Source organism: Pinisolibacter sp., assembly GCF_036782435.1.
In the GTDB taxonomy this organism is placed as follows: Bacteria; Pseudomonadota; Alphaproteobacteria; order Rhizobiales; family Ancalomicrobiaceae; genus CALBKH01.
Map to the genome: position 1 here is coordinate 1 of NZ_DAIPZB010000053.1, position 26,500 is coordinate 26,500.

Sequence of the window (26,500 nt, forward strand, 5' to 3'; positions counted from 1 at the left end):
ATTAAACGCATCAAATCAACATGATGGTCCAACCGCGCACAGGTCTCGTGATACCGAGCCCATGAAGTTCTGACCTGTTCAGAACTTCATGGGCGATGGCAAGCCCGAACGGGCGTCGGCCGGTCAGGCCGTAACGCTGATGAATTTCGGACGAGTCCGAAATTCATCAGCCCGGTATGAGTGGGAGTAGGCATGTATCTCCAGGGTGGAGCGGCCGACGACGACCGGCGACGATCGTCTCCGACGAGGTCGTACCGCGGGTCGCTCGCCCCGACCGACCGGGTCCCGACCGCTCGGCACACACCGGCTGCGGAAAGATCGTCGCATCTCACGCGTCCACCGGCGCCTCACCCGGCGGACGCGGCCCGCCATCCCGCTCCCGCCGATCCGCCATCCACCGACGAGGCTGCACCGTGGCGTCGCTTGGCCTCGCGCCTCGGCGTCGCGTTCCTCGATCGCATCGAGACGACGGTGGAGCCCGACCACCTCGCCCCGCCCGCCGGCGAGGTCTTCCGCCGCGCCGACGCTCTGCTCCTCGGCGAAGGGGACGGCTCGATCCTCGTCACCGCGCCACGCGAAGCGGTGTGCGGCGAGGTCGCCGCTCTCGTCGCCCGCCATCCCGACCTGTGCCGCCGGGTGGCGATCGCCACGCCGCGCGAGATCCGTCGGGCCCTCGTCGCTCGCCACTCCGCCGCCCTCGTTCGCCGCGCCGTTCGCGCCATCCTCGATCGCGATCCGGCCGGCTCGGCGGCGAACGCCACGCCAGCGGTCGCGATCGCCCTGATCCTCCTCGTCGCCGGGGCCTGGGCGGCGGCGGTGCTCGATCTGTCGCGCAGCCTGCTCGTCGCCTGGACGGCGCTCTTCCTCGGCATCGGCGTGCTGCGCGCCCACCTCGCCGAGGCGATCGTCGATCCGCCGGTCGCGCCGCCTCTCGCCACCGCCGATCTGCCGCGCTTCGCCGTCCTGGTGCCGCTCTTCCGCGAGTCCGACGTGGTCGGCGATCTCGTCGCCGCCCTGTTGCGGCTCGATTATCCCGTCGATCGCCTCGACCTGCGCCTGGTGGTGGAGGCGGACGACGCGGCGACGACGATCGCGGCCGAGCGGGCGGTCGCCGGCACGCCGGTCGAGATCCTGGTGGTGCCGCCGGCCGAACCGCGCACCAAGCCCAAGGCGCTCGACTTCGCCCTCGCCTGTGTCGACGCCCCCTTCGTCACCGTCTTCGATGCCGAGGATCGCCCCGACCCGGACCAGCTGCGCAAGGCCGCCGCCGCCTTCCGGGCCGGCGGCGACGATCTCGCGGTGGTCCAGGCGGCGCTCGAGATCGATCACGCCGACGGCGATCGTCCCTGGCTGGTGCGCCAGTTCGAGATCGAATACGCCATGCTCTTCCACGGCCTCCTGCCGTGGCTGGCGCGCCACCGCTTCTTCCTGCCGCTCGGCGGCACCTCCAACCACTTCCGCCGCTCGGCGCTGGTGGAGATCGGCGGCTGGGATCCGCACAACGTCACCGAGGACGCCGACGTCGCGGTCCGTCTGATGCGGCGCGGCTGGCGCGCCGACGTGATCGCCGCTTCGACCCTCGAGGAGGCGCCGCTCGATCTCGCCCGCTGGCGGGCGCAACGGGTGCGCTGGTTGAAGGGCTGGATGCAGACCTGGCTCGTCCACATGCGCCGGCCGGTGTCGTTCCACCGCGCGGTTCGCCCGCTGGAGGCGCTCTCCTTCCATCTGGTCCTCGCCGGCCAGCTCGCTTCGGTCTTCGTCTTCGCTCCCAGCCTCGCGGTACTGCTCGCCGGGGCCTTCGGTCTGCCGCCGTTGCTCGGCGACCGCGGCTTTCTCGACGACGTGTTGCTGACCGCCGGCCTCCTCGGCTTCACCAGCGGCGTCGCCGGATCGCTGGTGCTCGCCCGCCGCGTCGCCGGTCGCGGCACCGCCGGCCGCCACCGCGACGGCTTCCGCCTCTTCGACGTGGCGACCATGCCGGTCTACTGGTGCCTGATCTCCTTCGCCGCCTATCGGGCGCTCGGCGAACTGATGGTCGCGCCGCACCGCTGGAACAAGACCACCCACGGTCTCGCCGAACGCGGCGGCGCCGTCGAAGCGGCCGAGCCGACGCGCGCGACCCCTTGCGCATCGCCCGTCGGCGAGGCTATGGATGATCACCCTCGAGCGGGCGTAGTTCAGGGGTAGAACGTCAGCTTCCCAAGCTGAATGTCGTGGGTTCGATTCCCATCGCCCGCTCCAATCCATCTCACTGATCTAATTCGGTTTCACCGTTCGATCGTCGATCCGGACGGCCGGCGGATCTCGCCCGGGTCACCGATCGCGGCGAAGTCCGCGCGCGCAACCGACGTCGCGAAGGCGGTGGCGATGGCGTCCGTGACCTCGCCTCCGTCGGGCCCATTCGTCTCATCGGAGGTTTCCCGAACGGTTTCCTCGACGCTGCATCCGTCACGGGTCTGTCCACTGGTCGTTTCATTGCTGGCCCTCCGGGCCGGTGATAGGCTAGCCGGCAAAACAAATGGAGGAAGACATGCGCCTTTCCATCGGAACCCTCCTGGCGGCCACGATGACGTCGGCCCTCGCCATCGGCGCCGCGCAAGCCCTCACCGTCTATTCGAGCGTCGACGAGGAGAATGCCAAACGGCTGCTCGACGCCTTCTCCAAGGACAGCGGCGTCAAAGTTCAGATGGTGTTCCTGTCCTCCGGCCCGGCGCTGTCGCGGATCGAGGCGGAGAAGGCGCGTCCCCAGGCCGACGTCTGGTTCGGCGCCCCGAGCGAGAACCACATCATCGCCAAGGAGCGCGGCCTGACCGAGCCCTTCGTGTCGCCGAACGCCGCCGCCCTGCCCGACGCCTTCAAGGACAAGGAGGGCTACTGGCACGCCATCTACACCAACCCGCTGGCGATCGGCGTGCGCACCGACATCCTCCAGCGCCGCAACGCGCCGGTGCCGACCTCCTGGGAAGACCTGAAGAACCCGGCCTACAAGGGCCTGATCCAGATGCCGTCGCCGCAGTCGTCGGGCACCGCCTATGCGGTCATCCTGACGCTGATCCAGCAGCGCGGCGAAGACGGCGCCTTCGGCTATCTGAAGTCGCTCAATCCCAACATCCAGACCTACACCCAGTCCGGCACCGCGCCCTCCGGCGCCCTCGGCGTCGGCGAGACGCCGATCGCCATCCAGTTCACGCCGGGCTTTCTCAAGCTCGCCGGCGAGGGCTATCCGGTCCAGGTCGTGTTCCCGAGCGAGGGCGTCGGCTACGAAGTGGCGTCGATGTCGATCCTCAAGGGCGCGCAGAACGCCGACGAAGCCAAGAAACTCGTCGACTGGATGACGTCGAAGGCGGGGCAGGGGGCTCTCTCGGCCTCGAAGACCTACTTCCTCCCGGTGCGTCCCGACGTCAGCGGCGGCGCCGGCGTCACCTCGCTCGACAAGATCAAGTTGATCCCGGTCGACGCCGCCTTCGCCGCGCAGAACAAGAAGCGCCTGGTCGAACGCTGGACCAAAGAGGTGCTCGGGCAGTAGGGACCGCGGTCATGGCCCGCGACACACGTGCCGAACTGCGGTTGCTGGCTCGTGACCCGCTGTTGGCGGTGCTTCTGGCGGCGATCGCCATCGCGGTCGCCGTCTTCGTCGTCTATCCGCTGGTCCGAGTTCTCCTCGCCAGCTTCCGGGTCGACGGCGTCTGGACCCTCCAGGGCTACCTCGACATCGCCGATCGCCGGCTCTACCGCAATGCGCTGATCAACAGCCTCGGCGTCGGCGCGCTGGTCGGGGTGGCGAGCGTCGTCGTCGGCTATCTCGCCGCCTTCGTCATGACCCGCCTCGACGTGCCGGGTAAGACGATCCTCCACTACGTCACCATCCTGCCGATCGTTTCGCCGCCCTTCGTCAGCGCCGTGTCGATCCTGTTCCTCTTCGGCTTCAACGGCCTCGTCACCCGGCAACTCTTCGGCATCGAGGACTTCTCGATCTACGGCTTCCACGGCGTCGTGCTGTCGCAGATCTTCACCTTCGCGCCGATCGCCTATCTGTCGCTGCGCGGCGTCCTCGCCTCGATCAGCCCGACACTCGAGGATGCGGCGCTCAACGTCGGGGCGACGCGCTGGCAGACCTTCGTCAAGGTCTCCTTGCCGTTGTCGCTGCCCGGCATCGCCGGTGCCTTCCTCATCGTCTTCATCGAGTCGATGGCCGACTTCGGCAATCCGCTGGTGCTCGCCGGTGCCGCCTTCCCGATGCTGGCGCCGCAGGCCTATCTGGAGATCACCGGCTCCTTCAACCTGTCGCGCGGCGCGACGCTCGCCATCGTGCTGCTGATCCCGTCCCTGACCGCCTTCGCCATCCAGCGCTGGTATCTTTCGAAGCGCCAGTACATCACCGTCACCGGCAAACCGACCGCGTCGTCTTCGAAGATCGTCTCGACGCCGGTCAAATGGCTGCTGTGGGCGCTTCTCGTCGCATTCGCACTCCTCGTCGCCGCCTTCTACGCGGTGATCCTGGTCGGCGCCTTCACCCGGGTCTGGGGCTTCGACTATTCGCCGACACTCGCCCATTTCGCCTATGTCTTCGACGTCGGCCTGCAGTCGGTGAAGGACACGCTGATCGTCGCGATCATCACCACGCCGATCAGCGGCCTGCTCGGCATGTTGATCGCCTTCCTGGTGGTGCGTCGGTCGTTCCCCGGCCGCGCCACCCTCGAGTTCGCCGCCATCCTGCCCTTCGCCGTCCCCGGCACCGTCGTCGGCATCGGCTACATCCTCGCCTTCAACGATCGGCCGCTGCTGCTCACCGGCACGCTCGCCATCATCGTTCTGGCCTTCGTCTTCCGTTACGTGCCGGTCGGCATCCAGTCGGGTATCGCGGTGCTGCGCCAGATCGACCCGTCGATCGAGGAGGCCGCCCACAACCTCGGCGCCGACGGCCTCACCACGTTCCGCAAGGTGACGCTGCCGCTGATCGCGCCGGCCTTCTTCTCGGGTCTCGTCTACGCTTTCGTCCGCGCCATGACGGCGATCAGCGCCGCCATCTTCCTCGTCTCGGCCAACTGGAACCTGATGACGGTGCAGATCCTCAATCAGGTCGGCTCCGGCCGCCTCGGGGTCTCCGCCGCCTTCTCCGTCGTGGTGATCGTCGTCGTCCTGATCGCCATCGCCATCATCGGCGCCTTCGTCGATCGCTGGAGCCGCCACACCACCATGGTGAGACATCCATGACCGACCCCATCACCATCACCGGATTGAACAAGGTCTTCACCTCCCCCGACGGCGGCACCATGGCGGCGGTGAAGGACGTGACGCTGGAGATCGGCGCCGGCAAACTCGTGACCCTGCTCGGGCCCTCGGGCTGCGGCAAGACCACGTTGTTGCGGATGATCGCCGGCTTCGAGGACCCCACATCGGGCGACATCCTGTTCGGCGATCGGCGGATGAACGACGTGCCGCCCAATCGGCGCGACACCGCCATGGTGTTCCAGTCCTACGCCATCTTCCCCCATCTCGACGTCTTCGAGAACGTCGCCTTCGGCCTGCGCCTGCGCAAACTCGCGGCGTCCGAGATCGAGGGGCGGGTCGAGCGGGTCTTGGACCTGACCGGCCTCACCGGCTACGCCCGGCGCTCGCCGAACCAGCTTTCCGGCGGCCAGCAGCAGCGCGTCGCGCTCGCCCGCTCGATCGTCATGGAACCGCGGGTGCTGCTCTTCGACGAGCCGCTCTCCAACCTCGACGCCAAGCTGCGCGAGCAGATGCGCGTCGAGATCCGCGAACTGCAGCAGCGCGTCGGCATCACCGCAATCTACGTCACCCACGACCAGATCGAGGCGATGAGCATCTCCGACGAGATCGTGGTGATGAAGGCCGGCGCCGTCGAACAGCGCGGCACGCCGCACGCGATCTACGCCCGGCCGGTCAACCGCTTCGTCGCCGACTTCATCGGCAAGGCCAATTTCGTCGAGGCGACGGTGCGCGATGCGAGCACGGTCGACATCGCCGGCATCGCCATCGCCGTGGCGGACATGCCGACCCGTCCGGCCGGATCGGCGGTGACGCTCCTCGTCCGGCCCGAGGCGGTACGTCTGTCGTGCGACGCCGGTGTTCTCACCGGGACGGTGCGCCGCGTCATGTTCCTCGGCAATCTCGCCGAATACCTCGTCGCGGTCGACGGTGTCGGCGACTGGTTGGTCGATTGCCCGAACCCGGCCGAGACCGGCCTTCACGCGGTCGGGGAGATCGTCCGTCTCGATCCGTCGCCGTCGTCGCTCCACGTTCTGCCGGCGTGAACCGATCGGCGTCGCGACCCGGGTCCGACGACCGAAGTCGGCGTCGGTATCGGGCGGCCGGATCAGCCGTCGGTGGCGTCCGACATCGGATACCAGTTCGACATCGCGAAGCGCACGCCGCAGGTCTCGCCGGTCTGCGGCCCGCTCTCGTGGCGGGTCTTCTGGACGCGTAGGGTCTGCGAGCCGACGGCGATCTGATAGTCGACGATCTCGCCGAGCGAGGACCGCCGCCGCACGACGCCGCGCAGCCCGCCCTCGTCGACGAAATCGACGTCGGACGGACGCACCGCCAGCACCCCGTCGCCGGCGCCGACCAGTTCGGCCGGCGCTTCTCCGACCGAGTCGAACGGCAACTCCAGATCGTCGACGACCATCCTGCCGCCGGCGAAGCGAACGCGCAGGAAACTCGACAACCCGATGAAGGAGAAGACGAAGCGGTTGGCCGGGCGATAATAGACGTCACGCGGGCTGCCGACCTGTTGGACGACGCCCTTCTTCATCACCAGGATGCGGTCGGAGAGTGCCATGGCTTCCGACTGGTCGTGGGTGACGTAGAGGATCGAGAAGCCGAGGCGGCGCTGGATGTCCTTGATCTCGAAGCGCATCTCCTCGCGGAAATGCGGATCGAGGCTCGACAGCGGCTCGTCGAGCAGCATCACCTTCGGCCGGATCGCCAGGGCGCGAGCCAGCGCGATGCGCTGCTTGCCGCCACCGGAGAGATCGTCGGGGCGGGAGTCGACGACGCCGGTGAGGTTGGTGTGGCGCAGCGCATCCTCGACCCGCTTGCGGATCTCGTCCTGCGGCAGTTTGCGGATGCGCAAGGGGAAGGCGATGTTCTCGAACACCGAGAGATGCGGCCACACCGCGAAGGCCTGGAACACCATGCCGAAGTCGCGCTTCTCCGGCGGCAGATAGTAGTTCTTCGCCTTGGACGACAAGAGCTTGTCGCCGGCGACGATCTCGCCGCCGTCGATGTCCTCGAAGCCGGCGACCATCCTGAGCGTCGTGGTCTTGCCGCAGCCCGAGGGCCCGAGCATCGCCACGCACTCACCGGGTGCCACTTCGAGGTTCAGGCCGGAGACCGCCGCGACGGCGCCGAAGCGCTTGTCGATGCCGGCGAGCTTCAGATACGACATGGCCGCCTCCCTCACTGCTTGATCTTGAAGACGCGCTTCACCACCACCTCGGCGGTGACGATGATGATCAGCGCCACGCCCGCCATGGCGGCGGCATAGACCGTCTCTCCGTCCTCGTTGAGGGTGTAGATGGCGACGCCGATGGTGCGGGTCGTCGGCCCGTAGAGCAGCACCGAGACCGTCAGTTCGCGTAGCGCCGGCAGGAAGATCAGGAAGAATGCCGCCACCATGCCGGGCCGCACCAGCGGGATGACGATGTCGCGCAGCGCCTGCCACATGGTGGCGCCGGAGGCGCGCGCCGCCTCGACGAGGCTGTCGTGCACCTGTTCGAGCGCCGCCGAGTTGGCCTTCAGCGCGAAGGCCATGTAGCGGGCGATGTAGGCCACCAGGATGATCCAGATGGTATTGTAGATGTTGACGCCGTACTTGCCCGACCAGGCGAGGATGACGCCGAGCGCGATCACCGATCCCGGCACCGAGAACGGCAGCATGCCGAGGAACTCGAGGATGCCCTTGCCCGGAACCTTCATCTTGACGATGACGTAGGAGATGACGACGCCGGCGAACATGGTGATCAGCGCCGCGGCGAGGCCGAGGCCGATCGAGTTCCAGATGGCGTCGCGGGTCAGATCCCACTCGAACAGGATGTGGTGGTAGTTGTCGAACGTCATGTTCTCCGGCGTGATCGGCAGCCCGTAGGTGGCGAGCCCGCCGACCAGGAAGATCGTCGCCGTCGGCAGCACGATGGTGAAGCCGATGTAGGCGACGCAGAAGGCGAGGAGCGGCAGGCGCAGCCCGCGCAGGCGGATCTCGGTCGGCCGGAAGCTCTTTCCCGCGATGATCTGGTAGCGCCCGCCGGAAAGCACCTTGTTCTGCAGCCAGATGATCAGCGCCGCCGTCGCCACCAGCACGGTGGAGAGCACGGTGCCGGTGCGGATCGCCCCGAAGGAGCCGGCGCTCTGGTGGATACGCTCGTAGATCAGCGTCGGGATGTTGTAGATACCGGCCTCGATGCCGAGCATCGCCACGGTGCCGAAATGCGCCATCGAATAGAGCATGATCAGCAGCGCGCCCGACAGGATCGAAGGGGCGACCAGCGGGATGGTGATCTTGCGGGTGATGGTGAACAGGTCGGCGCCGGAAATCCGGGCCGATTCCTCCAGCGTCGGATCCATGCGTTCGAGCGCGCCGCACACCTGGATGAAGACGAAGGGGAAGAGGTACATCGTCTCCACCAGGATGATACCGTGGTAGGAGTAGATGTTGAACACCGGCTCCGAGAAGCCCAGCGTCTCCATGAAGAACCGGTTGATGTAGCCGGCGCGCGGCGACAGCAGCATCTTCCAGGCGAGCGCGCCGATGAACGACGGCAGCATGAAGGGCACCAGGAACAGCACCCGCATCGCGCCCTTGTAGGGCAGGTCGGTGCGGGTCACCAACCAGGCGAAGAAGGTGCCGACGATGGTGCCGGTCACGGTGACGCCCGAGGCGAGGATCAGCGAGTTGATCAGGGCCTTGTAGGTGTCCGGCTCGCTCAGCACCTTGACGGTGTCGGTGATGTTGAAACGGCCGTCGACCCACAGCGCGTTGAAGAAGATCAACAGCACCGGCACGGCGACGAAGATCACCAGGATGCCGACCGCCAGGGCGAAGAGGATCTGTGGCGTCCCGAAACGGAATGACCCGGTCATGCCCGACCTCCTTCGCTGGCGCTCGCGTCGAACCACTGGGCGCCGCGGAAGGTCAGCCGGCACGGCTCACCCTCCTCGAAGCGCCGATCGTCGCGCAGCGCGCGCCGGCTGTCGGTGGCGGCGCGGAAGGTCACGCCCCCGGCTTCGATCAGATAGTCCATCTGCGCCCCGAGGAAGCTGGCACGGGTGACGACGCCGGGGAGGCCTGCGCCGTCACGGGCGAGGTCGATGTCGAAGGGCCGACAGCCGAGGGTGAGGCGGTCGCCTTCCATCTCCGGCGGCGCGCCCTCCCACACCCCGACCCCGTCGGGAAAGCACCACGCCTCGCCGGCGCGATGCATCGCAACGAAGTTGGCGACGCCGAGGAAGCGATAGATGAAGGCGTCGGCCGGACGATCGAAGACGTCGTCGGGGGTGCCCACCTGCCGCAGCCGGCCGGTCTCGTCCATCACCCCGATGCGGTCGGCGATCGCCAGGGCGATCTCCTGGTCGTGGGTGACGTAGACGACGGTGATCCCGAGCTTCTGCTGCAACTCGCGGATCTCGAAGCGCATCTCCTCGCGCAGGTTGGCGTCGAGGTTGTTGAGCGGCTCGTCGAGGAGCAGCAGCGACGGCTTGGAGACCAGCGCCCGCGCCAGCGCGACGCGCTGCTGCTGGCCGCCCGACAGCTGCGACGGCATGCGCGTCTCGAGCCCGGCCATGCCGACCTGTCCGATCACCGCCCGCGTCGCCCGGTCGCGTTCGTCGGCGGGGACGCCGCCGATCTTCAGGGGATAGGCGACGTTGTCGCGGACGCTCATGTGCGGCCACACCGCATAGTCCTGGAAGACCATGCCGATGCCGCGCCGGTCCGGCGGGACGTTGGTCCCGCCGTCCGCGACGACCGTGTCGCCGATCCGGATGCTTCCGGCGTTCGGCGCTTCGAACCCGGCGAGAAGACGCATCAACACGGTCTTTCCGCAACCGGAGGGGCCGAGGAGCGTGAAGGACTCTCCTGCTTCGACCGTCAGATCCAACCCGTGAAGTATCGATCGGCCTCCGTAGGACTTGGAGAGGCCGGCTATCTTGACCGAACTCATGGCCCCCTCCGAAGGTTCACTTCTGCATGATGTCGGTGAACTTCTTGATGGTGGCTTCCTTCTCCGCCATCAACTTCTTGTAGTCGATGGGGATGGCGCGCTTCATCGCGTCGGCGACCGGCGGCATCGGATAGCGCGACGGCACTTCGACGTCCGAACGCACCGGCAGCGTGCCTTCCTTGGCGATGATCGCCTGACCCTCCTTGGAGAGGACGAAGTCGACGAACTTCTTGGCGGCTTCGGTGTTCGGCGAGCCCTTGATGATCGCGATCGGGCTCGGGATCACCAGCATCTCGGACGGATAGACGAGAGCCAGGGTGGCGCCCTTGTCGACCTTGTCGAGGGTGATGTAGTCGACCGCGAGGCTGCCCAGGAGGTCACCGGAGGCGGTGTCGTCGACGACCTGACCGGAGCCCTTGCCCATCTTGGCGCCGTTGGCGCGCAGGCTCTCGATGTAGCCCCAGCCGAACTGCTTCACCAGCAGCGAGACGCTCATGTAGGCGGTTCCCGACAGCGCCGGGTTGGCGATGCCGAAGGCGCCCTTGAAGGACGGCCCACCGACGTCGGCCCAGGACTTCGGAGCCTCCTTCACCAGACGCGTGTTGTAGGCGACGCCGAGCGTGCCCAGACGCACCGCGGTGAACGACCCGTCGTATTCGGGCAGCGGGTTGACCAGCGCCGAGATCTCTTTCGGCACGTAGGGTTGGAGAACCCCCTGTTCCTTGAGCTGGTAGAAGTCGGGGACTTCGCTGGTCCACGGGATGTCGGCGAGAACCTTGCCGGACTCGCGCTCGGCGGCGAGCTTGGCCATCAGCTTGCCGGCGCCGGCCGACTGATAGTCCATCTTCACGTCCGGGTGTTTGGCGACGAAGGACTTCTTCAACTCGCCGATCAGCGACTCCTTCATCGACGTGTAGACGTAGAGCTTCTCCTCGGCCCGAGCGGGAAGAGCCTGGAATCCGGCGAGCAGCAGAACCGACAGGAACAGGTGGCGCATCTTCATGGGAGTCCTCCCCTTTTTTCGGTTGCGGACCGAACGGCCCTGCTGCCGATGGAAGGCGCTTTCCCTTTCACGAACCTTTCGATCCCGCCTCGCTCGGGTCGTAGACGACGGGAAGCCGAACCCTGACGACGAAGCCACAGTCGCCGGCGACGTCGTCGAAGGCGATCGAGCCGCGATGCACCAGGGCGATCTGGTGGGCGATGGCCAATCCCAGGCCCGAGCCGCCGCTTCCCTGGCGATCGAGCCGGCGATGGAAGCGCTGGAACACCGTTTCACGGATCTCGGCCGGGATGCCCGGGCCGTCGTCGGCGATCGAAACCTCGGCGACGCCGTCGCCGGGCTTGTCGAGGCTGATGCGGACCCGGCCTTCGCGCGGCGTGTAGCGCAGGGCGTTGTCGATCAGGTTGGAGAACAGCTCGTGCAGCATGATCTCGTGGCCGAGCACGAAGACCACTTCGCCGGCGTCCTCGTAGGCGAGGTCGATGCGCTTATCGATGGCGAGCACGGAGAGGTCGAGGGCGGTCTCGCGCAGCAGCGCGCCGAGGTCGATGCGAACCCCCTCGGCCATGGCGCCGCGCACCGCCTCGATGCGCGACAGCGTCAGCATCTGGTTGCACAGGCGCTGGGCGCCGCGCGACGCCGTGGTGATGCCCTCGATCGCCTCGCGCAGTTTCGCCGGATCGCCTCCCGCAGGGCGTATTGCGCCTGGGCGCCGAGGAGCGTGAGCGGCGTACGCAGTTGGTGGGCGACGTCGGCGGCGAAGCGGCGGCTCGCCTCCAGCAGTCCGGCGAGCCGGGCGAGATGGCCGTTGATCGCCTCGACGAGGGGGCGGAACTCCCGCGACACGTCCTCGGTGGCGAGCGGCGTCATGTCCTCCGCCTCGCGCCCCTCGAGCCCGGCGGCGGCGGCGGCCACCTCGCGCCGCACCGCGCGGATCCACAGCCAGCCGATGAGGAGCGCGACGATCGCGGTCGCCAGATGCCGGCGCAGCTCCCGGGCCACCAGCCGGCCCACCGCCTCGACCCGCACCCGCGTGCTCTCCGCCGTCACCAGGATCGCCGCGCCGGGCCGTGCCGTCGCCTCGCCCTCGACGAACAGGGCGGCGACGCGCACCGGATCGCCGAGGAGATGGCCGTTGACGAAGCGTAGCCGCTCGGCGGCGTCGGGTTTGGCGTAGGGGAGGTCGCTCTCGCCGGCGAGGGTCGTCCCCTGGGCGTCGATCACCGCGAAATGGACCTCGTCGACCCGCGCCTCCAGCGCCTCGGCCAGGCGCTCCACCAGGGCGCCCGGATCGACCGAGGACGACTTCATCAGCCCGAGGGCCGCCCGCAGGCCCCGATCGTGCGCCGCATAGACCGTCTCGCGCGCGTCGCGATAGGCGACGATCGCATCGAAGACGAAGAGCGCCGCCAGCGCCGAGAGGCCGATCAGCGCGACACGCCCGGCGAGGCTGCGACCGACGGGTCCGCGCGCGGTGTCATCCCTCGACGGAGAGCGCATAGCCGAGCCCTCTGAGCGTGGTGATGGTCGCGCCCGATCCTTCGATCTTCTTGCGCAGGCGATGGACGTAGATCTCGATGCTCTCGATGCGCGCGTCGGAATCGAATTCGAAGACCCGATTGAACACCGTCTCGCGCGACACCGGTCGGCCGAGGCGCGCGGCGAGCGCCTCGAGCACCGCCGTCTCGCGCGGCGTCAACGACAGCGCCCGCCCGTCGAGCGTCACCTCGCGTTCGAGCGTGTCGAGCACCAGCCGACCGATCTTCAGCCGCGGCGTCTGGGCGTTGGAACGCCTGAGCAGCGCTCGTAGTCGCGCCTCCAGTTCGTCGAGTTCGAAGGGCTTGGGCAGATAGTCGTCGGCGCCGAGATTGAGGCCGCGCACCCGGTCGTCCTTGGCGCCGCGCGCGGTGAGCACCAGCACCGGCGTGTTGTCGCCGCGGTCGCGCAGCCGCTTCAGGACGTCGAGCCCGTCGAGACCGGGCAGTGACAGATCCAGCACGACGGCGTCGTAGCGGTTGGTGGTGAGCGCCAGATCGGCGTCGTCGCCGCGCTCGATGCGCTCGACGACGTAGCCGCTCTGTTCCAGCCAGCCGCCCAGCCATCGCGCCAGATCCGGATGGTCTTCCACCAGAAGTACGCGCATGGTTCGCCGCCCCAGCTGCAAGGACCCACGCCCACCGAGTGGTCCGGTCCGATCGATCGTTCCCGGCTCTCTCTCGCCCCGGCGCCGGCGGGAGCAACCTAGCAGTTCCGCTCTTCCGCGAGTATCGGAAGCCGTCTCGGTTGCCGTGCGGAACGATCTCCTCGTGCGAAAGGAAACGGTCGCGCGCCTCGGCCGTGCGATGGCGCAGGACGTGGGACTTCACCCCCGAGGGCATGACGACGAGGCCGAATCCCGGGATCTCGTCGTTCCGGGTGAACCACTTCTCGTCTTTCGGCGAGGCCGTATCGACCGGTCGCTCGGTGGTCTTCGTACCATCACCCGATGGACGGATCGCAGCGGGCCGCCGCTCGTCCACCCGGTCCACGATGCCGGCCACCACGCCGACGAGCACGAGGTCGCGGCGATCCTCATCCGTGTACGAGAGCCGCGGCGGGCGAAGGGCATCGTCCACCAGGGACACCGGATGTGACGCCGGGCTTGCGGCGCACGGCCGGGGGGGGCGGGTCGACGGCTTGTCGGCGGCGGCGAAATCACGTAGCGGATCGATGAGGACGGGCCTCCCGCCCGATCCCCGCCCCCGATCTCCGCCCGAGCCGAACCGGAGCGCCACCCATGACGGGATCCGTCGTCGTTTCAGAACCCGCCGACCTCGACACCGCCGCCGTCGCGGCGATCGTTGCGCTGTGGGAGCGCTGCGGCTTGACCCGCCCGTGGAACGACCCGGTCGACGACATCCGCATGGCCCGCGACAGCGGCCATGGCGCGGTTCTCGTCGCCACCCTGGACGGCCGGCTGGTCGGCGCCACACTGGTCGGCCACGACGGCCATCGCGGTGCCGTCTACTATCTCGCGGTCGATCCGGAGATGCGGCTCGGCGGCATCGGCCGCCGCCTCGTCGAGGCCGCCGAGGCCTGGGTGCGGGGCCGCGGGATCCCCAAGATCAATCTGCTGGTGCGCCGGGAGAACGCCGGCGTCCTCGCCTTCTACGAGGCGCTCGGCTGGCGCGACACCCATACGGTCTGCCTCTATCGCACCCTCGATCCCGAGAAGGCGGAAGCCGAGGCGCGGATGAAGGCGGAGTGGGCGGCGAAGCTCGGCGATTGATCGCCCGGATCGCCGGATCCCCCATCAGGTCTCGCGATCGTCGCCGCCGCCGAAGAAGTCGATGTTGTCGGCGACGATGCTACCGGGCGCCGGCCCGTTGTCGCTGCCGCCGAAGCCGCCCGAACGCGGCCGGTCGTCACCGCCTCCACCCCCGCCGAAGCCGCCGGCGGTCTCGCTCTGCTCCGGGCGATGGCCGGCGTCCAGCGGCTTGTCGGCACCGCCACCGAAGATGCCGTGACGCTCCGACGACCGCGCATGTTCGTCGTGACCGCCGCCGAACAGGCCCTTCACCGCCTGAAAGGCGAGAAGACCACCGGCGACGCCGGCGCCGGTCTTGAGGGCGCTGCCCCAGAAGCCGTTGCCCTGCGGCTGACCCTGCGCCGGCGGCTGCTGCGATCCCCACGGACCGGGCGAGGGCTGGGCGCCACCCCAGGGCGACGCCTGCGCCGGCTGCGGGTCGTAGTGGCCCGGGGCCGGCGCGCCGCCCCAGGACGAGCCCCGGGCCGAGCCGCCGAACAGGCTTCCGCTCGTCGAGCCCTGGCCGTGACCGGCCCCGGCTCCTTGGCTGTTCAGCTGCGCCTCGATCTGGTCGATGTAGGCGTTGAGCTCGTCGATGTGGGCGGCGAACTGGTCGCGCTCCTGCTCGAGCCCGACCACCACCCGGATCAGATTGAGCCCGGCGGCCGGATTGGCGCGCAGCTCCTGCTCGACGAGGCGAGCCGCCTCGACGTCGTCGATCGCCGACCCCATCGCGCGAACCTTGGCGAAGACGTCTCGAATGATCTCGGCATCCTGCGGCGACATCGGTGTTCCTCTCTCCTCGCATCGGGATCGCGTTCCCGTCAGATGGGGACGCCCGCGACAATGAGAAGAGGAGGTGGCGGGATCGTGACCGAAACGCCGCGGAGCGTCGGCTCCTGAACCGGAGAGCGTCGGCTCCTGAAACGGAGAGCGTCAGTTCCTGAAGTGCTTCGACAGCTTCAGGCCCTGCGCCTGATAGTTCGAGCCGATGCCCTGGCCGTAGAGCGTCTCGGGGCGCTTTCCCATGCGCTCGTAGACCAGCCGGCCGATGGTCTGGCCGTGGTCGAGGATGAACGGCACCTCGTGGGAACGTACCTCGAGCACCGCCCGCGCCCCCCTGCCGCCGGCCTCGGCCGCACCGAAGCCGGGGTCGAAGAAGCCGGCGTAGTGGACGCGGAACTCGCCGACCAGCGGATCGAACGGCACCATCTCGGCGGCGTAGTCGGCCGGCACGTGCACCGCCTCGCGGCTGACCAGAATGTAGAACTCGTCCGGGTCGAGGATCAGCGAGCGCTGGTCCCTGCGCCGTACGATCGGCTCCCAGAAGTCGAGAACCTCGAGGGCGGCCTTTTTGTCGACGTCGATGACGCCGGTGTGGCGCTTCGCCCGCCAGCCGACGAGCGCCCCGCCGTCACCGTGATGGGGGAGCGCGGTCGAGGCCCAGGCGCCGCCGTCGAGATCGATCGACAGCGTCAGCCCGCCCTGGAACACCGCATCGCCGCCGGAGACGACGGTGTGGCGGGCGTGGACCTCGGTCAGTTCGGCGTCCGAGAGGCGCGCGTCGCCGACCCGGAAGCGGATCTGCGACAGCCGCGATCCGGCGCGCACCAGTACCGGGAAGGTGCGGGGGCTGATCTCGAGATAGAGCGGCCCGTGATAGCCGGCGGGGATGGTGTCGAAGGCTCGGGTCTGATCGACGATGACGCGGGTGAAGACGTCGAGCCGTCCGGTCGACGACTTCGGGTTCGCCCCCGCCGAGATCTCCGCCGGCAGCGCCAGGCTCTCCATCAGCGGCACGATGTAGACGCACCCGGTCTCCAGCACCGCACCTCGGCTGAGATCGACCGTGTGCAGCGTCAACGCTCGGATCTTCGCCTCGACCGACAGATCCGGCCCCGGCAGGAACGAGGCGCGCACCCGGTGCGCCACCGTGCCGAGCCTGAGATCGAGGCTCGCCGGCTGGATCTGATCGGCGTCGAAGGGGCGGGCGGGTGCGATCGCTCCGGTCTCGGCGAGCGCGCGGATGTCCTGTTGCGCCAGAATGCCCGGACCGAACGCTGCGCTCATGATCTTCCCGCTCTTCTCACCCGCGTGACTGCGAGACTTTTCGTAGACCATCGGCGACGAGCGCGCCACTCCCGCGAAGGACGCGGCGGCCGGTGTTCCCGCGCTTCGATCCGCCGCGATGCGGATCGTCTCGGCGCGAAAACATGAGAGAATTCGCATGGAACGATCTGCTGTTCCGTCGGTTGACGGATGCGTCGGCGCGGTCTAGTGAAGCTCCATCCCGTGGTCATTTGAGCCGGCCGGCTTGCCGCCACGTAAAACAACGTCGCTAAAGGGCCGGGATCTGGGAAAAGCGAACCCGGTCCGGCGCCCGTCGGCCGGGTTTTTCGTTTGTCTCCGGGGCGCGTCCCTCGGGGCAGACCGACCGGAGTGGAATGAGATGACCGATCGCCGTCGCCGCCCCGCCACCGAACTCGTCCATGGCGGCGCGCTCCGCTCGCAGTGGGGCGAAACCTCCGAGGCGCTGTTCCTCACCCAGGGCTTCGTCTACGCCTCGGCCGAAGAGGCCGAAGCCCGCTTCCTCGGCACCTCGCCCGGCTATCAGTATTCCCGCTTCGGCAATCCCACCGTCACCATGTTCGAGGACCGCATGCGCCTCCTCGAAGGGGCGGAAGCGGCGCGCGCCACCGCCACCGGCATGGCCGCGGTGACCGCGGCGATGCTCTGCCAGCTCTCCGCCGGCGATCATGTGGTCGCCGCCAAGGCGCTGTTCGGCTCGTGTCGCTACGTCGTCGAGGATCTCTGCCCGCGCTTCGGCATCTCCTCGACCCTGGTCGACGGCGCCGATCTCGACCAGTGGAAGGCGGCGATCCGGCCGACGACCCGGGTGCTCTTCCTCGAGAGCCCGACCAACCCGACGCTCGAGGTCTACGACATCGCGGCGATCGCCGAGATCGCCCATGCGAGCGGCGCTCGCCTCGTCGTCGACAACGTCTTCGCCACGCCGTGCTGGCAGTCGCCGCTGGCGCTCGGCGCCGACGTCGTCGTCTATTCGGCGACCAAGCACATCGATGGCCAGGGCCGCTGCCTCGGCGGCGTCGTGCTGTCGAGCCAGAAGTTCGTCGACGACCATCTCCAGGTCTTCATCCGCCAGACCGGCCCGTCGCTGTCGCCGTTCAACGCCTGGGTGCTGCTGAAGGGCCTCGAGACGCTGCATCTGCGGGTCGAGAAGCAGACGTCGAACGCCGCCCGCCTCGCCGATGCGCTGGTCGAGATCCCCGGCATCGCCAAGGTGATCTACCCCGGCCGCGCCGACCATCCGCAGGCGGATCTGGTGAAGCGCCAGATGCGCGCCGGTTCGAACCTCGTCGCTTTCGAGGTCGAGGGCGGCAAGAAGGCGGCCTTCGCCTTCTCCAACGCGCTCGAGGTGATCCGCATCTCCAACAATCTCGGCGACGCCAAGAGCCTGATCACCCATCCGGCGACGACGACGCACCAGCGCTTGAAGCCCGAAGCCCGCGCCGAACTCGGCATCGGCGACGGCCTTCTGCGCCTCTCCGTCGGTCTCGAGGACGTCGAGGATCTGATCGAGGACGTGATCGCCGCGGCGGACGCGGCGCGTCGGGTCTGATCGGATCGGGCGGGTCTCGGCCCGCCCGCTCCTCGGCGCGCTCGCCTCTCGCCCCTCGCGCCCCATATGAACGCATTGCGTCGACATCGGATCGGCGCATGATGGGGCAGAAGACGGCCGACCGGACTCGTCGCCCAGGGTTCGGTTCGGGAGAGAACGACGGATGGACGCCATGTACGAGGCGGTGACCCACGGCGTGCGGGTGACGGTGACGCCGGAGTTCCAGAGCGATCGCTCCGAGCCCGACGAGAACCGTTGGTTCTGGTCCTACACCATCGAGATCGCCAACCTCGGCGATGCGCCGGTGCGTCTGCGCGCCCGCCACTGGCTGATCACCGACGCCCACGGCCGCCGCCAGGAGGTGTCCGGCCCCGGCGTCGTCGGCGAACAGCCGCTGATCGGCCCCGGCGAGAGCTTCGAATACACCTCCGGCTGCCCGCTCGCCACCTCCTCCGGCTTCATGGTCGGCAGCTACCGCATGGAGAACGCCGAAGGCGGCTTCTTCGAGGTCGAGATCCCGGCCTTCTCGTTGGACGTCCCGGCGACGACGCGGGTGTTGAACTGAGGGGCGGGGTTCCGTCGACGTCCCCGGCCGTCGTCCCCGGCGAGCCCGAAGGGCGAGGGAAGGGGACCCAGGTAGCCTCTCGGCGGGATGTTCACATCAGTCGTAGGGGATGTCGCCTGCGACGTCGTTCCAGCCCGAGTTCGATCGCTCGATCAACCGCAGCTTCCAGGATCGGTTCCACCCTTTGATCTGCTTCTCGCGCGCGATCGCCTCGTCGATTCGTACGTGTGTCTCGAACCAGACGAGAATGGTCACACCGTAGCGACGGGTGAACTCGGCACCGTGCCCGGATCGATGCTCGTCGATACGGCGATGGAGATCGTTGGTGACGCCGGTGTAGGGCGTGCCGTTGCGGCGGCTGGCGAGGATGTAGACGAAATACATTCGCCGCACCTCCTGGATCCCCTTCCCCTCCGCGCGACGATGTCGCGCTCCGGCCGGGGATGACGGGTCGACGTGGGGCCACACGACATCGAGCGCCGAGATGTCCTGGAGGAAGTCCCCCTTCACATCTTCCGATACCTGACCCGTGCCGAGCGCTCGATCGCCGCGGTGACCAGCGGGTCGAGGTCGAAGGTGTCGCGGATCATCTCGAGGAAGCGCAACTCCTCCTGCCCCGCCGAGAGATCCACCGCCGAAACCTCGATCGCCAGCGCGTAGGCCGTCTCGTAGAGCTTCTCCGGCAGCGCGTCCTTGGCTTTGCGCAGGATCCGGTCGAGGCCGTCGTCGGTGTCGAGCATCGATGCCGTCTCGTCGGCGAGCCCCGGCACCCGCGCCCGGTCGAAGCCGACGAACACCGGCAGCGTGTCGACCAGCAGCCCGATCTCGCCGATCTCCTTGTCGGTGACGGTGCGATCCGCCATCGACACCGTGATCATCAGATGGAGGAGGGCTTCGTGGGCGGAGAGGGTCTTGGGCATCGGGCATCCTCGGTGTCGGTCGGGCCGCACGCTAGGTCGACGCGCCGAGCCTTGCAAGCCGGCTTCGTGACGCCGTCGACCGCGAGTTGACGCTCCCGCACCGCAAGATTAGTGTCCGCCGGCCCGTTCGCGGAGCATTTCCGCCTCTTTCCGATCCCTCGAAGGACCCGTATCCATGACCGCGCCCGCCCCGCGTGCCCTCGATCTTTCCCCCGCCCTCGTCGAGGCGGCCGGCCGTTCCAAGGCTTGGCCCTTCGAAGAGGCGCGCAAGATCGTCGCCCGGCTGGCGAAGAAACCCAAGACGCAAGTCCTTTTCGAGACCGGCTACGGCCCCTCGGGCCTGCCCCACATCGGCACCTTCGGCGAAGTGGCGCGCACCACCATGGTGCGCCACGCCTTCCGCGTGCTGACCGAGGACCGGATCCCGACGCGGCTCCTGTGCTTCTCCGACGACATGGACGGCCTCAGAAAGGTGCCCGACAACGTCCCCAACAAGGAGATGTTGACCACCCATCTCGGCAAGCCGCTGACCGAGGTGCCCGATCCTTTCGAGAAGTACGAGAGTTTCGGCGCCCACAACAACGCCATGCTGCGTCGCTTCCTCGACGCCTTCGGCTTCGACTACGAATTCGCCTCGTCGACCGACTACTACAGGTCGGGCCGCTTCGATGCCGCGCTGCTCGCGGTGCTGAAGAACTACGACGCGGTGATGAAGATCATGCTGCCGAGCCTGCGCGAGGAGCGGGCCTCGACCTATTCGCCGTTCTTGCCGATCTGCCCGCGCACCCGCGTGGTGTTGCAGGTGGCGATGGAGAGCGTCGATGCGGACGCCGGCACGGTCACCTATCGCGACCCGGAGACGAACGATCTCGTCACCCTGCCGGTGACCGGCGGCGCGGTGAAGCTGCAGTGGAAGCCCGACTGGGGCATGCGCTGGTCGGCGCTCGGCGTCGATTACGAGATGTCCGGCAAGGACCTGATCGACTCGGTCAAGCTCTCCTCGAAGATCTGCGCGGCGATCGGCTCGCCGCCGCCCGAGGGCTTCAACTACGAGCTCTTCCTCGACGAGAACGGCCAGAAGATCTCCAAGTCGAAGGGCAACGGCCTGACCATCGACGAGTGGCTGACCTACGCCTCGCCGGAGAGCCTGGCGCTGTTCATGTTCCGCGAGCCGAAGGCGGCGAAGAAGCTCTATTTCGACGTCATCCCGCGCAACGTCGACGAGTACTACCAGTTCCTCGACGCCTACGAGCGCCAGACGGTCGACCAGCAGATCGGCAACCCGGTGTGGCACATCCACGGTGGCGAACCGCCGAAGAAGCACATGCCGGCATCCTTCTCGATGCTGATGAACCTGGTCTCGGCCTCCAACGCAGAGGACCGCGACGTGCTGTGGGGCTTCCTCCGCCGCGTCGCGCCCGACGTCACCCCGGAGAACGCGCCCGAGCTCGATCGTCTGGTCGGCTACGCCATCCGCTACTTCCACGACTTCGTGAAGCCCGGAAAGGTGTTCCGCGCCCCCGACGAGGCCGAGCGCGGTGCGCTCGCCGCGCTCGACGCGGCGCTGGCGGCGCTGCCGGCAGGCGCCGACGCCGACGCCATCCAGTCGGTGGTCTTCGACGTCGGCCGCGCCCACTTCCCCGATCCGGCCAAGAAGGGCCCGGACGGCGGTCCCGGCGTGTCGCTCGGCTTCTTCGCCAGCCTCTACCAGATCCTGCTCGGCCAGGAGAAGGGTCCACGCTTCGGCTCCTTCGTCGCCCTCTACGGCCTCGCCGAGACCCGGGCGCTGATCGAGAAAGCCCTCGACGGCACCCTCGCCGCCGGCTGAGCCGAAAACCTCACCGTGACGCGTTCCCCTCCGCGCCCGCTTCGGCGGGTGCGGTCGGCGTCGGCGTGGTCCCGGCGCCGGCAAGGGGCGCGGTGGTGTGATCGGGCGGAAGATCGCCCGGATCGGGGAACGGGTCGACGCCGATCGGCATCGCCGCGCCGTGCAGGCCGAGCCCGCGCGCCTCGGCCTGCCGTTCCGCCTCGCCGAGCCGCCCTTCGCGGTCGAGCGCCCGCGCCCAGCCGGAGGCGACGATCCGTTCGGCCATGTCGGCGCCGGCGAGCGTGCAGTCGGTGACGAAATCGCCGCGCCGCACCTTGTCGGGGAGCGGGCAGTCCACCGCCTTGCCCCGCACGACCGCGCGCACCCCGGCGAGCGCCCGCCGCCCGCACGGCCACTCGATGCCGGCGCGGTCGCGGCAGATGTCGTCGGCCCCGGTCACCGCCACCCCGGGCAGCCGCAAGCGGATGGCGCCGACCGAGAAATGCGCCGTGTCCTCCATCTTCACCAGCCCGAGCCGGCGTATCACGATCGGCGGCGCCGGCGTCTTCGGCTTCTCCGGTGGGGCGACCCGGTGCGGCGGTGTGTCGGCGGGGGGCAGCGGCGTGATCCCCGGGCCGGTCACGGTGCGGACCGGCGGCGGCTCGGCGGCAGGGGCGGCGAGCGGGGTAGGGGGCTGCGGCTCGCTCGGCGCCGCGGAATCCGCGGCCGCCGTGGATGCAGGATGCGGTGGCGGTGCGAGCGGGTCGGCGGCGACCATCGCACTCGACGGATCGTCGCCGTCGCGATCGGCCTCGTCGCGTACCGTGACCATCACCGCGGCGATCACCGCCACGGCGGCGACGGCGACGACATGGCGCAACGGCAATCGACGACGGCTCGGCTTCATTGGCTCGCCCAGAGGATCCGGGCGATCCATACCACGTCGACGCAGGCCAGACGCAAGCGTCGGCCGCGGCCGGAGGGAGCGGCGAGCGTGCACGAGCGACGGTTTCGGGCGACGTGGCGAAGGATCGAGACCTTGCCGTCCGTGGTCCGGACCAGCACGCGGTCGCCTTTGCGCACTGGTGCCGACGTCGAAGCGATCAGCACGTCGCCGCGCCGGTAGAGCGGCGCCGCCGCGTCGTCGGTCACCTCGTGGGCGAAGAGTGCGGCGTCCCGCTCGCCGGGAAAATACACCGCGTCGATCGGCGGTCGGGCGCCGTCTTCGGCGAAGCCGGACCGCTCCGGTTCCGACACCGACAGGAAGGAGACGCAGGGGCGCTCCACCCGGTCGTCGGCCATCGACCCGATGATCAGCCGTGCCAGATCGCCGAGATCCGCCCCGGTGGTCGCCAGGATCTTCGAGATCGATTCGGTCGACGGCCACCGCGGCCGCCCGTCCGCGGTCACTCGTTTCGACCGGTTGAAGGCGGTGGAGGAGAGACCCGCGCGCCGCGCCAGTGCCGACGGACTGAGGCCGTTGTGCTCGGCGATCGCATCGATCGCCGCCCACAGCCGTTCGTGGTTGAGATCCGCCGACGGTGCGCCCATCGTCACCTCCATCTCCGAGACGACGGCCGAAGAGGGGCGCCTTTCACCCCGCCTTCCACCCCGATCTCGGCGCGAAGATCGATTCGCATGGTCGTAAGTATGGAGGAAATCAATCTCGAGTTGAATTCGCGTGTCTCTCGGCGAACGCTCGGCGCTTGTGTCGACCGACGCCGGCGACTAGGGTCCGCCGCGATCGAGCGACCCGTCGCGGGGTTGCAAGCCGGGAGCGTGGGCATGGCCACCGTCGTCTACAAGATCCTGTCGCAGGATGCCTGGGCGCGAGCCCGTGCCGAAGGCGTCTTCCTCGGCGCCCCGGTCGACCGCGCCGACGGCTACATCCACTTCTCCACCGCCGCCCAGGTGCGCGAGACCGCGGCGAAGCACTTCGCCGGTCTCGGCGACCTCGTCCTCGTCGCCGTCGACGCCGATCGGCTCGGCGCGGCGCTGAAGTGGGAGCCCTCGCGCGGCGGCGCGCTCTTTCCCCATCTCTACGGTCCGCTCGATCCGGCGCTCGCCGGCGACGTCGTCGACCTGCCGCTCGGCCCCGACGGCCGCCATCGCTTCCCGGAGATGATCCCGTGATCGACCTCTACCGCCTCTTGAAGCCCGGCGTCTTCACCATCGATCCGGAGACCGCCCACGGCCTGACCATCAAGGCGCTGGCCTCGCCCTTCGCCCCCTGCATCCGACGGGCGCCCGATCCGCGACTGGCGGTGACCGCTTTCGGCGTCGATTTCCCCAATCCGATCGGCATGGCCGCCGGCTTCGACAAGAACGCCGAAGTCGCCGACGCGGTGCTGCGCCTCGGCTTCGGTCATGTCGAGGTCGGTACGGTGACGCCGCGTCCGCAGCCCGGCAATCCCAAGCCGCGCATGTTCCGCCTGCCGGCCGACCACGGCGTCATCAACCGCCTCGGCTTCAACAATCAGGGCCATGCGGCGATGCGCGCCCGCCTCCTCGCCCGCAAGGGCCGCGACGGCGTCGTCGGCGTCAACATCGGCGCCAACAAGGACGCCGAGGATCGCGTCGCGGACTACGTCGCCGGCGTTCGCGCCTTCGCCGACCTCGCCACCTACTTCACCGTCAACATCTCCTCGCCCAACACGCCGGGCCTGCGCGACCTGCAGGCGCGCTCCCAACTCGCCGAGCTGCTCGCCCGCGTCCTCGCCGCCCGCGACGAGATCGCCGCCGCCGGGGGGCGGCGTGTGCCGGTGCTGCTCAAGATCGCCCCCGACGTCGACGACGCCGGCCTCGACGACATCGCCGCGGAGACGCTCGATCAGCGCCTCGACGGCCTCGTCGTCTCCAACACGACGCTGGCGCGCAACGGACTGCGCGAGACCGCGCTCGCCCGCGAGACCGGCGGTCTCTCCGGCCGGCCGCTCTTCCGTCGCGCCACCGTCGCCCTCGCCAAGATGCGCCTGCGCGTCGGCCCCGATCTGCCGATCGTCGGCGTCGGCGGCATCGACAGCGGCGAAACCGCCTACGAGAAGCTCGTCGCCGGCGCCACTCTGCTGCAGGTCTATTCCGGCCTCGTCTACGAGGGGCCGGGCCTGGTCGGCCGCATCCTCGATCATCTCGCCGCCCGCATGAGCCGCGACGGGGTCGCTCACGTCTCCGAACTGACCGGCCGCTGGGCCGAGCGTTGGGCCGCCGCCGCCCCCGATGCGTGAAGTTCGGGCAGGCGCAGGCGGCCGCGACCTCGCCTCGACGGCTCAATTCGATTAGAAATCGAGACGGTTCGGCGCGAGCCGGCCCCGATTCCGTCTGTCGAGAGAGGCCGATGCTGCTCTATCTGCCCGTCGCCGAATGGCCGGTGAACATGTTCGTGATCTTCGGCCTCGGCGGGGCCGTCGGTTTCATCTCGGGCATGTTCGGGGTGGGCGGTGGTTTTCTGCTGACGCCGCTGCTGGTCTTTTCGGGCATCTCGCCGGCCGTGGCGGTCGCCACCGTCTCCGCCCAGGTCGTCGCCTCCTCCACCTCCGGCGCGCTCTCCTATTGGCGGCGCCGGGCGATCGACTGGAAGATGGCGGGCTATCTGCTGGTCGGCGGTATGGTCGGCTCCTGGGTCGGCGTGCGCGTCTTCGCGCAGTTGCGCAGCCTCGGCCAACTCGATCTGGTGGTCGGCCTCTGCTACGTCGTCTTCCTCGGCTTCATCGGCGGCTTCATGACCTTCGAGTCGATCGGCGCCATGTTCGCCGCACGCTCGAAGACGCCCCAGCCACCGAAGAAACTCAGGGCGCACAACTGGATCCACGGCCTGCCGTTCCGGGTCCGTTTTCCCCGCTCGCGTCTCGTCATCTCGGCCATCCCCGTGATCCTGCTCGGCACCGGCATCGGCTTCCTCGGCACCCTCCTCGGCATCGGTGGCGGCTTCCTCATCGTCCCGGCGATGATCTACCTGCTCAAGGTGCCGGCGAACGTCGTGGTCGGCACCTCGCTGGTGCAGATGGTGGCGACCATGTCCTTCTCCACCTTCCTCCAGGCGGCGCAGAACCACACGGTCGACATCGTCCTCGGCTTCCTCCTGATGGTCGGCGGCGTCATCGGCGCCCAGTTCGGCGTCCAGATCGGCCAACGTCTGCGTGGCGAGCAGCTGCGCGCCCTGCTCGGCCTGCTCATCCTCGCCGTCGGCCTGCGCTTCGCCTACGAACTCGTGGTGACCCCGGGCGAGCGCTACACCGTCGCGGTCCAGGTCGGAGGCGTTCCGTGATGGCCGCCACCCGCACCGTCTGCGCCGCGCTCTTCGGTCTCGCCGCGCTCTTCGGCGCAGCTGTGCCGACCGTGGCCGAGACCCTGATCGCCGAGGTCTCGACCAAGCGGGTCGCCATCGCTTCCAACTTCTCCGGCACCGATCTCACCGTCTACGGCTCGGTCGAGCGCGACGCCATGACGGTCTCGCGGGCGAGCGGCTACGACATCGCGGTGATGTTGATCGGCCCGCGCCGCACGGTGGTCACCCGTCGCAAGGACCGCGTCCTCGGTATCTGGGTCAACCGCGACTGGCGCACCTACGACGCGCCCGCCTTCTATGCGTTGGCCACCACCAAGCCGGTCGAAGACCTCGCCACCGAAGCCCAACTCGATGCCCATCAGATCGGCATCGATCATCTGATCCTGCCGGAGGGCGTCCCCGGCGGCGTCGAAGTTCTCGCCGGCGCGGCCGAATTCCGCGACGCCTTCACCGATCACCAGCGCAAGGCGGGGATGTATGCCGAATACCCCGGCGCGGTGCGACTGCTGAGTTCGCACCTCTTCTCCGCCACCCTGCCGATCCCGGCCGAGGTACCGGTCGGACGCTATTCGGCTCGTGTCCTGGTGCTCTCCGACGGCAGCCCGGTCGCCGAACACGTCTCCGAGATCGAGGTGACCAAGATCGGCTTCGAGCAGAAGACCGCCGATCTCGCGGCGCACCGGAGCGTCCTCTACGGGCTCGTCTCGGTGCTGATCGCCGTCATGACCGGCTGGCTCGGGGGCGTGCTGTTCCGCAGGGACTGATGAGACCTGTGCGCGGTTGGACCATCATGTTGATTTGATGCGTTTAATG

General features: G+C 68.7%; 26 protein-coding genes, 1 tRNA gene and 1 riboswitch. Of the genes, 14 read left to right on the forward strand and 13 right to left on the reverse strand.

Features of this window, described 5'->3' with window-relative positions:
* The first annotated feature begins 423 nt into the window (after positions 1-423).
* The 5 genes from V7Q42_RS18250 (at position 424) to V7Q42_RS18270 (ending at position 6,275) form a co-directional block, all read left to right on the forward strand.
* A complete protein-coding gene (locus tag V7Q42_RS18250; protein ID WP_333825591.1) occupies positions 424-2,187 on the forward strand; it encodes a glycosyltransferase in 1,764 nt (587 codons plus the stop codon).
* Positions 2,167-2,241: transfer RNA gene (locus V7Q42_RS18255), tRNA-Gly, on the forward strand. The genes V7Q42_RS18250 and V7Q42_RS18255 overlap by 21 nt, the downstream gene beginning before the upstream one ends.
* A gap of 289 nt (positions 2,242-2,530) precedes the next feature.
* Positions 2,531-3,526 (forward strand): ABC transporter substrate-binding protein, encoded by a 996-nt coding sequence (locus V7Q42_RS18260; RefSeq protein ID WP_333825592.1) that lies wholly within the window; start codon positions 2,531-2,533, stop codon positions 3,524-3,526.
* An 11-nt stretch (positions 3,527-3,537) separates the two neighbouring features.
* Positions 3,538-5,214, forward strand: a complete 1,677-nt coding sequence (locus tag V7Q42_RS18265) for an ABC transporter permease (protein WP_333825593.1) — start codon at positions 3,538-3,540, stop codon at positions 5,212-5,214.
* Entirely contained in the window at positions 5,211-6,275 is a 1,065-nt protein-coding gene (locus V7Q42_RS18270) for an ABC transporter ATP-binding protein (protein WP_333825594.1), read from the forward strand. The genes V7Q42_RS18265 and V7Q42_RS18270 overlap by 4 nt, the downstream gene beginning before the upstream one ends.
* Positions 6,276-6,337: 62 nt before the next feature.
* Here the strand turns inward: V7Q42_RS18270 and V7Q42_RS18275 are convergent, their stop codons facing one another.
* From V7Q42_RS18275 to V7Q42_RS18305, 7 genes are all read right to left on the reverse strand, one after another.
* Entirely contained in the window at positions 6,338-7,411 is a 1,074-nt protein-coding gene (locus V7Q42_RS18275; protein WP_333825595.1) for an ABC transporter ATP-binding protein, read from the reverse strand.
* A gap of 11 nt (positions 7,412-7,422) precedes the next feature.
* A complete protein-coding gene (locus tag V7Q42_RS18280; protein ID WP_333825596.1) occupies positions 7,423-9,102 on the reverse strand; it encodes an ABC transporter permease in 1,680 nt (559 codons plus the stop codon).
* The gene (locus tag V7Q42_RS18285; protein ID WP_333825597.1) at positions 9,099-10,181 is read right to left on the reverse strand and encodes an ABC transporter ATP-binding protein; all 1,083 of its coding nucleotides are present in this window, start codon (positions 10,179-10,181) and stop codon (positions 9,099-9,101) included. Before V7Q42_RS18285 ends, V7Q42_RS18280 begins: the two co-directional genes overlap by 4 nt.
* Positions 10,182-10,197: 16 nt before the next feature.
* Positions 10,198-11,184 carry an ABC transporter substrate-binding protein gene (locus V7Q42_RS18290; RefSeq protein ID WP_333825598.1) on the reverse strand — a complete coding sequence of 329 codons (987 nt, stop codon included), beginning with the start codon at positions 11,182-11,184 and terminating at the stop codon, positions 10,198-10,200.
* A 67-nt stretch (positions 11,185-11,251) separates the two neighbouring features.
* Positions 11,252-11,791, reverse strand: coding sequence for a sensor histidine kinase (locus tag V7Q42_RS18295; protein ID WP_333825599.1), 540 nt, complete (start codon positions 11,789-11,791; stop codon positions 11,252-11,254).
* Positions 11,785-12,684 carry a sensor histidine kinase N-terminal domain-containing protein gene (locus V7Q42_RS18300; RefSeq protein ID WP_333825600.1) on the reverse strand — a complete coding sequence of 300 codons (900 nt, stop codon included), beginning with the start codon at positions 12,682-12,684 and terminating at the stop codon, positions 11,785-11,787. The genes V7Q42_RS18295 and V7Q42_RS18300 overlap by 7 nt, the downstream gene beginning before the upstream one ends.
* Positions 12,662-13,327, reverse strand: a complete 666-nt coding sequence (locus V7Q42_RS18305; protein WP_333825602.1) for a response regulator — start codon at positions 13,325-13,327, stop codon at positions 12,662-12,664. The genes V7Q42_RS18300 and V7Q42_RS18305 overlap by 23 nt, the downstream gene beginning before the upstream one ends.
* A 145-nt stretch (positions 13,328-13,472) precedes the next feature.
* Here V7Q42_RS18305 and V7Q42_RS18310 point away from each other — a divergent pair, with 145 nt between their 5' ends.
* Together V7Q42_RS18310 and V7Q42_RS18315 are read left to right on the forward strand one after the other, a co-directional pair.
* Complete coding sequence (locus V7Q42_RS18310) at positions 13,473-13,817, forward strand: hypothetical protein (protein ID WP_333825603.1); 345 nt, start codon at positions 13,473-13,475, stop codon at positions 13,815-13,817.
* 143 nt (positions 13,818-13,960) lie between these two features.
* A complete protein-coding gene (locus V7Q42_RS18315) occupies positions 13,961-14,452 on the forward strand; it encodes a GNAT family acetyltransferase (RefSeq protein WP_333825604.1) in 492 nt (163 codons plus the stop codon).
* Between the two features lie 24 nt (positions 14,453-14,476).
* Here V7Q42_RS18315 and V7Q42_RS18320 read toward each other — a convergent pair whose 3' ends face one another.
* Positions 14,477-15,256, reverse strand: a complete 780-nt coding sequence (locus V7Q42_RS18320) for a DUF2076 domain-containing protein (protein ID WP_333825605.1) — start codon at positions 15,254-15,256, stop codon at positions 14,477-14,479.
* A gap of 150 nt (positions 15,257-15,406) precedes the next feature.
* Complete coding sequence (locus tag V7Q42_RS18325) at positions 15,407-16,540, reverse strand: 2'-deoxycytidine 5'-triphosphate deaminase (protein WP_333825607.1); 1,134 nt, start codon at positions 16,538-16,540, stop codon at positions 15,407-15,409.
* A 212-nt stretch (positions 16,541-16,752) separates the two neighbouring features.
* Positions 16,753-16,832, forward strand: a riboswitch (SAM riboswitch).
* 87 nt (positions 16,833-16,919) lie between these two features.
* Here V7Q42_RS18325 and V7Q42_RS18330 point away from each other — a divergent pair.
* Both V7Q42_RS18330 and apaG read left to right on the forward strand, forming a co-directional pair.
* Positions 16,920-18,110, forward strand: a complete 1,191-nt coding sequence (locus tag V7Q42_RS18330) for an O-succinylhomoserine sulfhydrylase (protein WP_333825608.1) — start codon at positions 16,920-16,922, stop codon at positions 18,108-18,110.
* Between the two features lie 172 nt (positions 18,111-18,282).
* Positions 18,283-18,675, forward strand: coding sequence for a Co2+/Mg2+ efflux protein ApaG (apaG, locus tag V7Q42_RS18335; RefSeq protein WP_333825621.1), 393 nt, complete (start codon positions 18,283-18,285; stop codon positions 18,673-18,675).
* 96 nt (positions 18,676-18,771) lie between these two features.
* Here the strand turns inward: apaG and V7Q42_RS18340 are convergent, their stop codons facing one another.
* On the reverse strand, positions 18,772-19,059 hold the full coding sequence (locus tag V7Q42_RS18340; RefSeq protein WP_333825609.1) for a GIY-YIG nuclease family protein: 288 nt from the start codon (positions 19,057-19,059) through the stop codon (positions 18,772-18,774).
* Positions 19,060-19,181: 122 nt separating this feature from the next.
* Positions 19,182-19,595 (reverse strand): tellurite resistance TerB family protein, encoded by a 414-nt coding sequence (locus V7Q42_RS18345; protein WP_333825611.1) that lies wholly within the window; start codon positions 19,593-19,595, stop codon positions 19,182-19,184.
* A 175-nt stretch (positions 19,596-19,770) separates the two neighbouring features.
* Here V7Q42_RS18345 and V7Q42_RS18350 point away from each other — a divergent pair, with 175 nt between their 5' ends.
* Entirely contained in the window at positions 19,771-21,423 is a 1,653-nt protein-coding gene (locus V7Q42_RS18350) for a lysine--tRNA ligase (RefSeq protein ID WP_333825612.1), read from the forward strand.
* A 10-nt stretch (positions 21,424-21,433) separates the two neighbouring features.
* Here the strand turns inward: V7Q42_RS18350 and V7Q42_RS18355 are convergent, their stop codons facing one another.
* Both V7Q42_RS18355 and V7Q42_RS18360 read right to left on the reverse strand, forming a co-directional pair.
* Positions 21,434-22,309, reverse strand: coding sequence for a thermonuclease family protein (locus V7Q42_RS18355; protein ID WP_333825613.1), 876 nt, complete (start codon positions 22,307-22,309; stop codon positions 21,434-21,436).
* A complete protein-coding gene (locus tag V7Q42_RS18360) occupies positions 22,306-22,953 on the reverse strand; it encodes a helix-turn-helix transcriptional regulator (RefSeq protein WP_333825615.1) in 648 nt (215 codons plus the stop codon). The genes V7Q42_RS18355 and V7Q42_RS18360 overlap by 4 nt, the downstream gene beginning before the upstream one ends.
* Positions 22,954-23,187: 234 nt before the next feature.
* Between V7Q42_RS18360 and V7Q42_RS18365 the strand changes: the two genes are divergently transcribed.
* The 4 genes from V7Q42_RS18365 (at position 23,188) to V7Q42_RS18380 (ending at position 26,451) form a co-directional block, all read left to right on the forward strand.
* Positions 23,188-23,535 (forward strand): DUF952 domain-containing protein, encoded by a 348-nt coding sequence (locus tag V7Q42_RS18365; protein ID WP_333825617.1) that lies wholly within the window; start codon positions 23,188-23,190, stop codon positions 23,533-23,535.
* Entirely contained in the window at positions 23,532-24,626 is a 1,095-nt protein-coding gene (locus V7Q42_RS18370) for a quinone-dependent dihydroorotate dehydrogenase (RefSeq protein WP_333825618.1), read from the forward strand. Before V7Q42_RS18365 ends, V7Q42_RS18370 begins: the two co-directional genes overlap by 4 nt.
* Positions 24,627-24,736: 110 nt before the next feature.
* Positions 24,737-25,666 (forward strand): sulfite exporter TauE/SafE family protein, encoded by a 930-nt coding sequence (locus V7Q42_RS18375; protein WP_333825619.1) that lies wholly within the window; start codon positions 24,737-24,739, stop codon positions 25,664-25,666.
* The gene (locus V7Q42_RS18380) at positions 25,666-26,451 is read left to right on the forward strand and encodes a TIGR02186 family protein (RefSeq protein ID WP_333825620.1); all 786 of its coding nucleotides are present in this window, start codon (positions 25,666-25,668) and stop codon (positions 26,449-26,451) included. Before V7Q42_RS18375 ends, V7Q42_RS18380 begins: the two co-directional genes overlap by 1 nt.
* The last annotated feature ends 49 nt before the right edge of the window (positions 26,452-26,500 follow it).

Excerpts from the sequence above, each read along its gene's own strand:
- V7Q42_RS18260 (WP_333825592.1), top strand. The coding sequence starts at position 2,531 with ATGCGCCTTTCCATCGGAACCCTCCTGGCGGCCACGATGACGTCGGCC.
- V7Q42_RS18265 (WP_333825593.1), top strand. The coding sequence starts at position 3,538 with ATGGCCCGCGACACACGTGCCGAACTGCGGTTGCTGGCTCGTGACCCG.
- V7Q42_RS18270 (WP_333825594.1), top strand. The coding sequence starts at position 5,211 with ATGACCGACCCCATCACCATCACCGGATTGAACAAGGTCTTCACCTCC.
- V7Q42_RS18275 (WP_333825595.1), bottom strand. The coding sequence starts at position 7,411 with ATGTCGTATCTGAAGCTCGCCGGCATCGACAAGCGCTTCGGCGCCGTC.
- V7Q42_RS18280 (WP_333825596.1), bottom strand. The coding sequence starts at position 9,102 with ATGACCGGGTCATTCCGTTTCGGGACGCCACAGATCCTCTTCGCCCTG.
- V7Q42_RS18285 (WP_333825597.1), bottom strand. The coding sequence starts at position 10,181 with ATGAGTTCGGTCAAGATAGCCGGCCTCTCCAAGTCCTACGGAGGCCGA.
- V7Q42_RS18290 (WP_333825598.1), bottom strand. The coding sequence starts at position 11,184 with ATGAAGATGCGCCACCTGTTCCTGTCGGTTCTGCTGCTCGCCGGATTC.
- V7Q42_RS18295 (WP_333825599.1), bottom strand. The coding sequence starts at position 11,791 with ATGCTGACGCTGTCGCGCATCGAGGCGGTGCGCGGCGCCATGGCCGAG.
- V7Q42_RS18300 (WP_333825600.1), bottom strand. The coding sequence starts at position 12,684 with ATGCGCTCTCCGTCGAGGGATGACACCGCGCGCGGACCCGTCGGTCGC.
- V7Q42_RS18305 (WP_333825602.1), bottom strand. The coding sequence starts at position 13,327 with ATGCGCGTACTTCTGGTGGAAGACCATCCGGATCTGGCGCGATGGCTG.
- V7Q42_RS18315 (WP_333825604.1), top strand. The coding sequence starts at position 13,961 with ATGACGGGATCCGTCGTCGTTTCAGAACCCGCCGACCTCGACACCGCC.
- V7Q42_RS18320 (WP_333825605.1), bottom strand. The coding sequence starts at position 15,256 with ATGTCGCCGCAGGATGCCGAGATCATTCGAGACGTCTTCGCCAAGGTT.
- V7Q42_RS18325 (WP_333825607.1), bottom strand. The coding sequence starts at position 16,540 with ATGAGCGCAGCGTTCGGTCCGGGCATTCTGGCGCAACAGGACATCCGC.
- V7Q42_RS18330 (WP_333825608.1), top strand. The coding sequence starts at position 16,920 with ATGACCGATCGCCGTCGCCGCCCCGCCACCGAACTCGTCCATGGCGGC.
- apaG (WP_333825621.1), top strand. The coding sequence starts at position 18,283 with ATGTACGAGGCGGTGACCCACGGCGTGCGGGTGACGGTGACGCCGGAG.
- V7Q42_RS18340 (WP_333825609.1), bottom strand. The coding sequence starts at position 19,059 with ATGTATTTCGTCTACATCCTCGCCAGCCGCCGCAACGGCACGCCCTAC.
- V7Q42_RS18345 (WP_333825611.1), bottom strand. The coding sequence starts at position 19,595 with ATGCCCAAGACCCTCTCCGCCCACGAAGCCCTCCTCCATCTGATGATC.
- V7Q42_RS18350 (WP_333825612.1), top strand. The coding sequence starts at position 19,771 with ATGACCGCGCCCGCCCCGCGTGCCCTCGATCTTTCCCCCGCCCTCGTC.
- V7Q42_RS18355 (WP_333825613.1), bottom strand. The coding sequence starts at position 22,309 with ATGAAGCCGAGCCGTCGTCGATTGCCGTTGCGCCATGTCGTCGCCGTC.
- V7Q42_RS18360 (WP_333825615.1), bottom strand. The coding sequence starts at position 22,953 with ATGGGCGCACCGTCGGCGGATCTCAACCACGAACGGCTGTGGGCGGCG.
- V7Q42_RS18365 (WP_333825617.1), top strand. The coding sequence starts at position 23,188 with ATGGCCACCGTCGTCTACAAGATCCTGTCGCAGGATGCCTGGGCGCGA.
- V7Q42_RS18375 (WP_333825619.1), top strand. The coding sequence starts at position 24,737 with ATGCTGCTCTATCTGCCCGTCGCCGAATGGCCGGTGAACATGTTCGTG.
- V7Q42_RS18380 (WP_333825620.1), top strand. The coding sequence starts at position 25,666 with ATGGCCGCCACCCGCACCGTCTGCGCCGCGCTCTTCGGTCTCGCCGCG.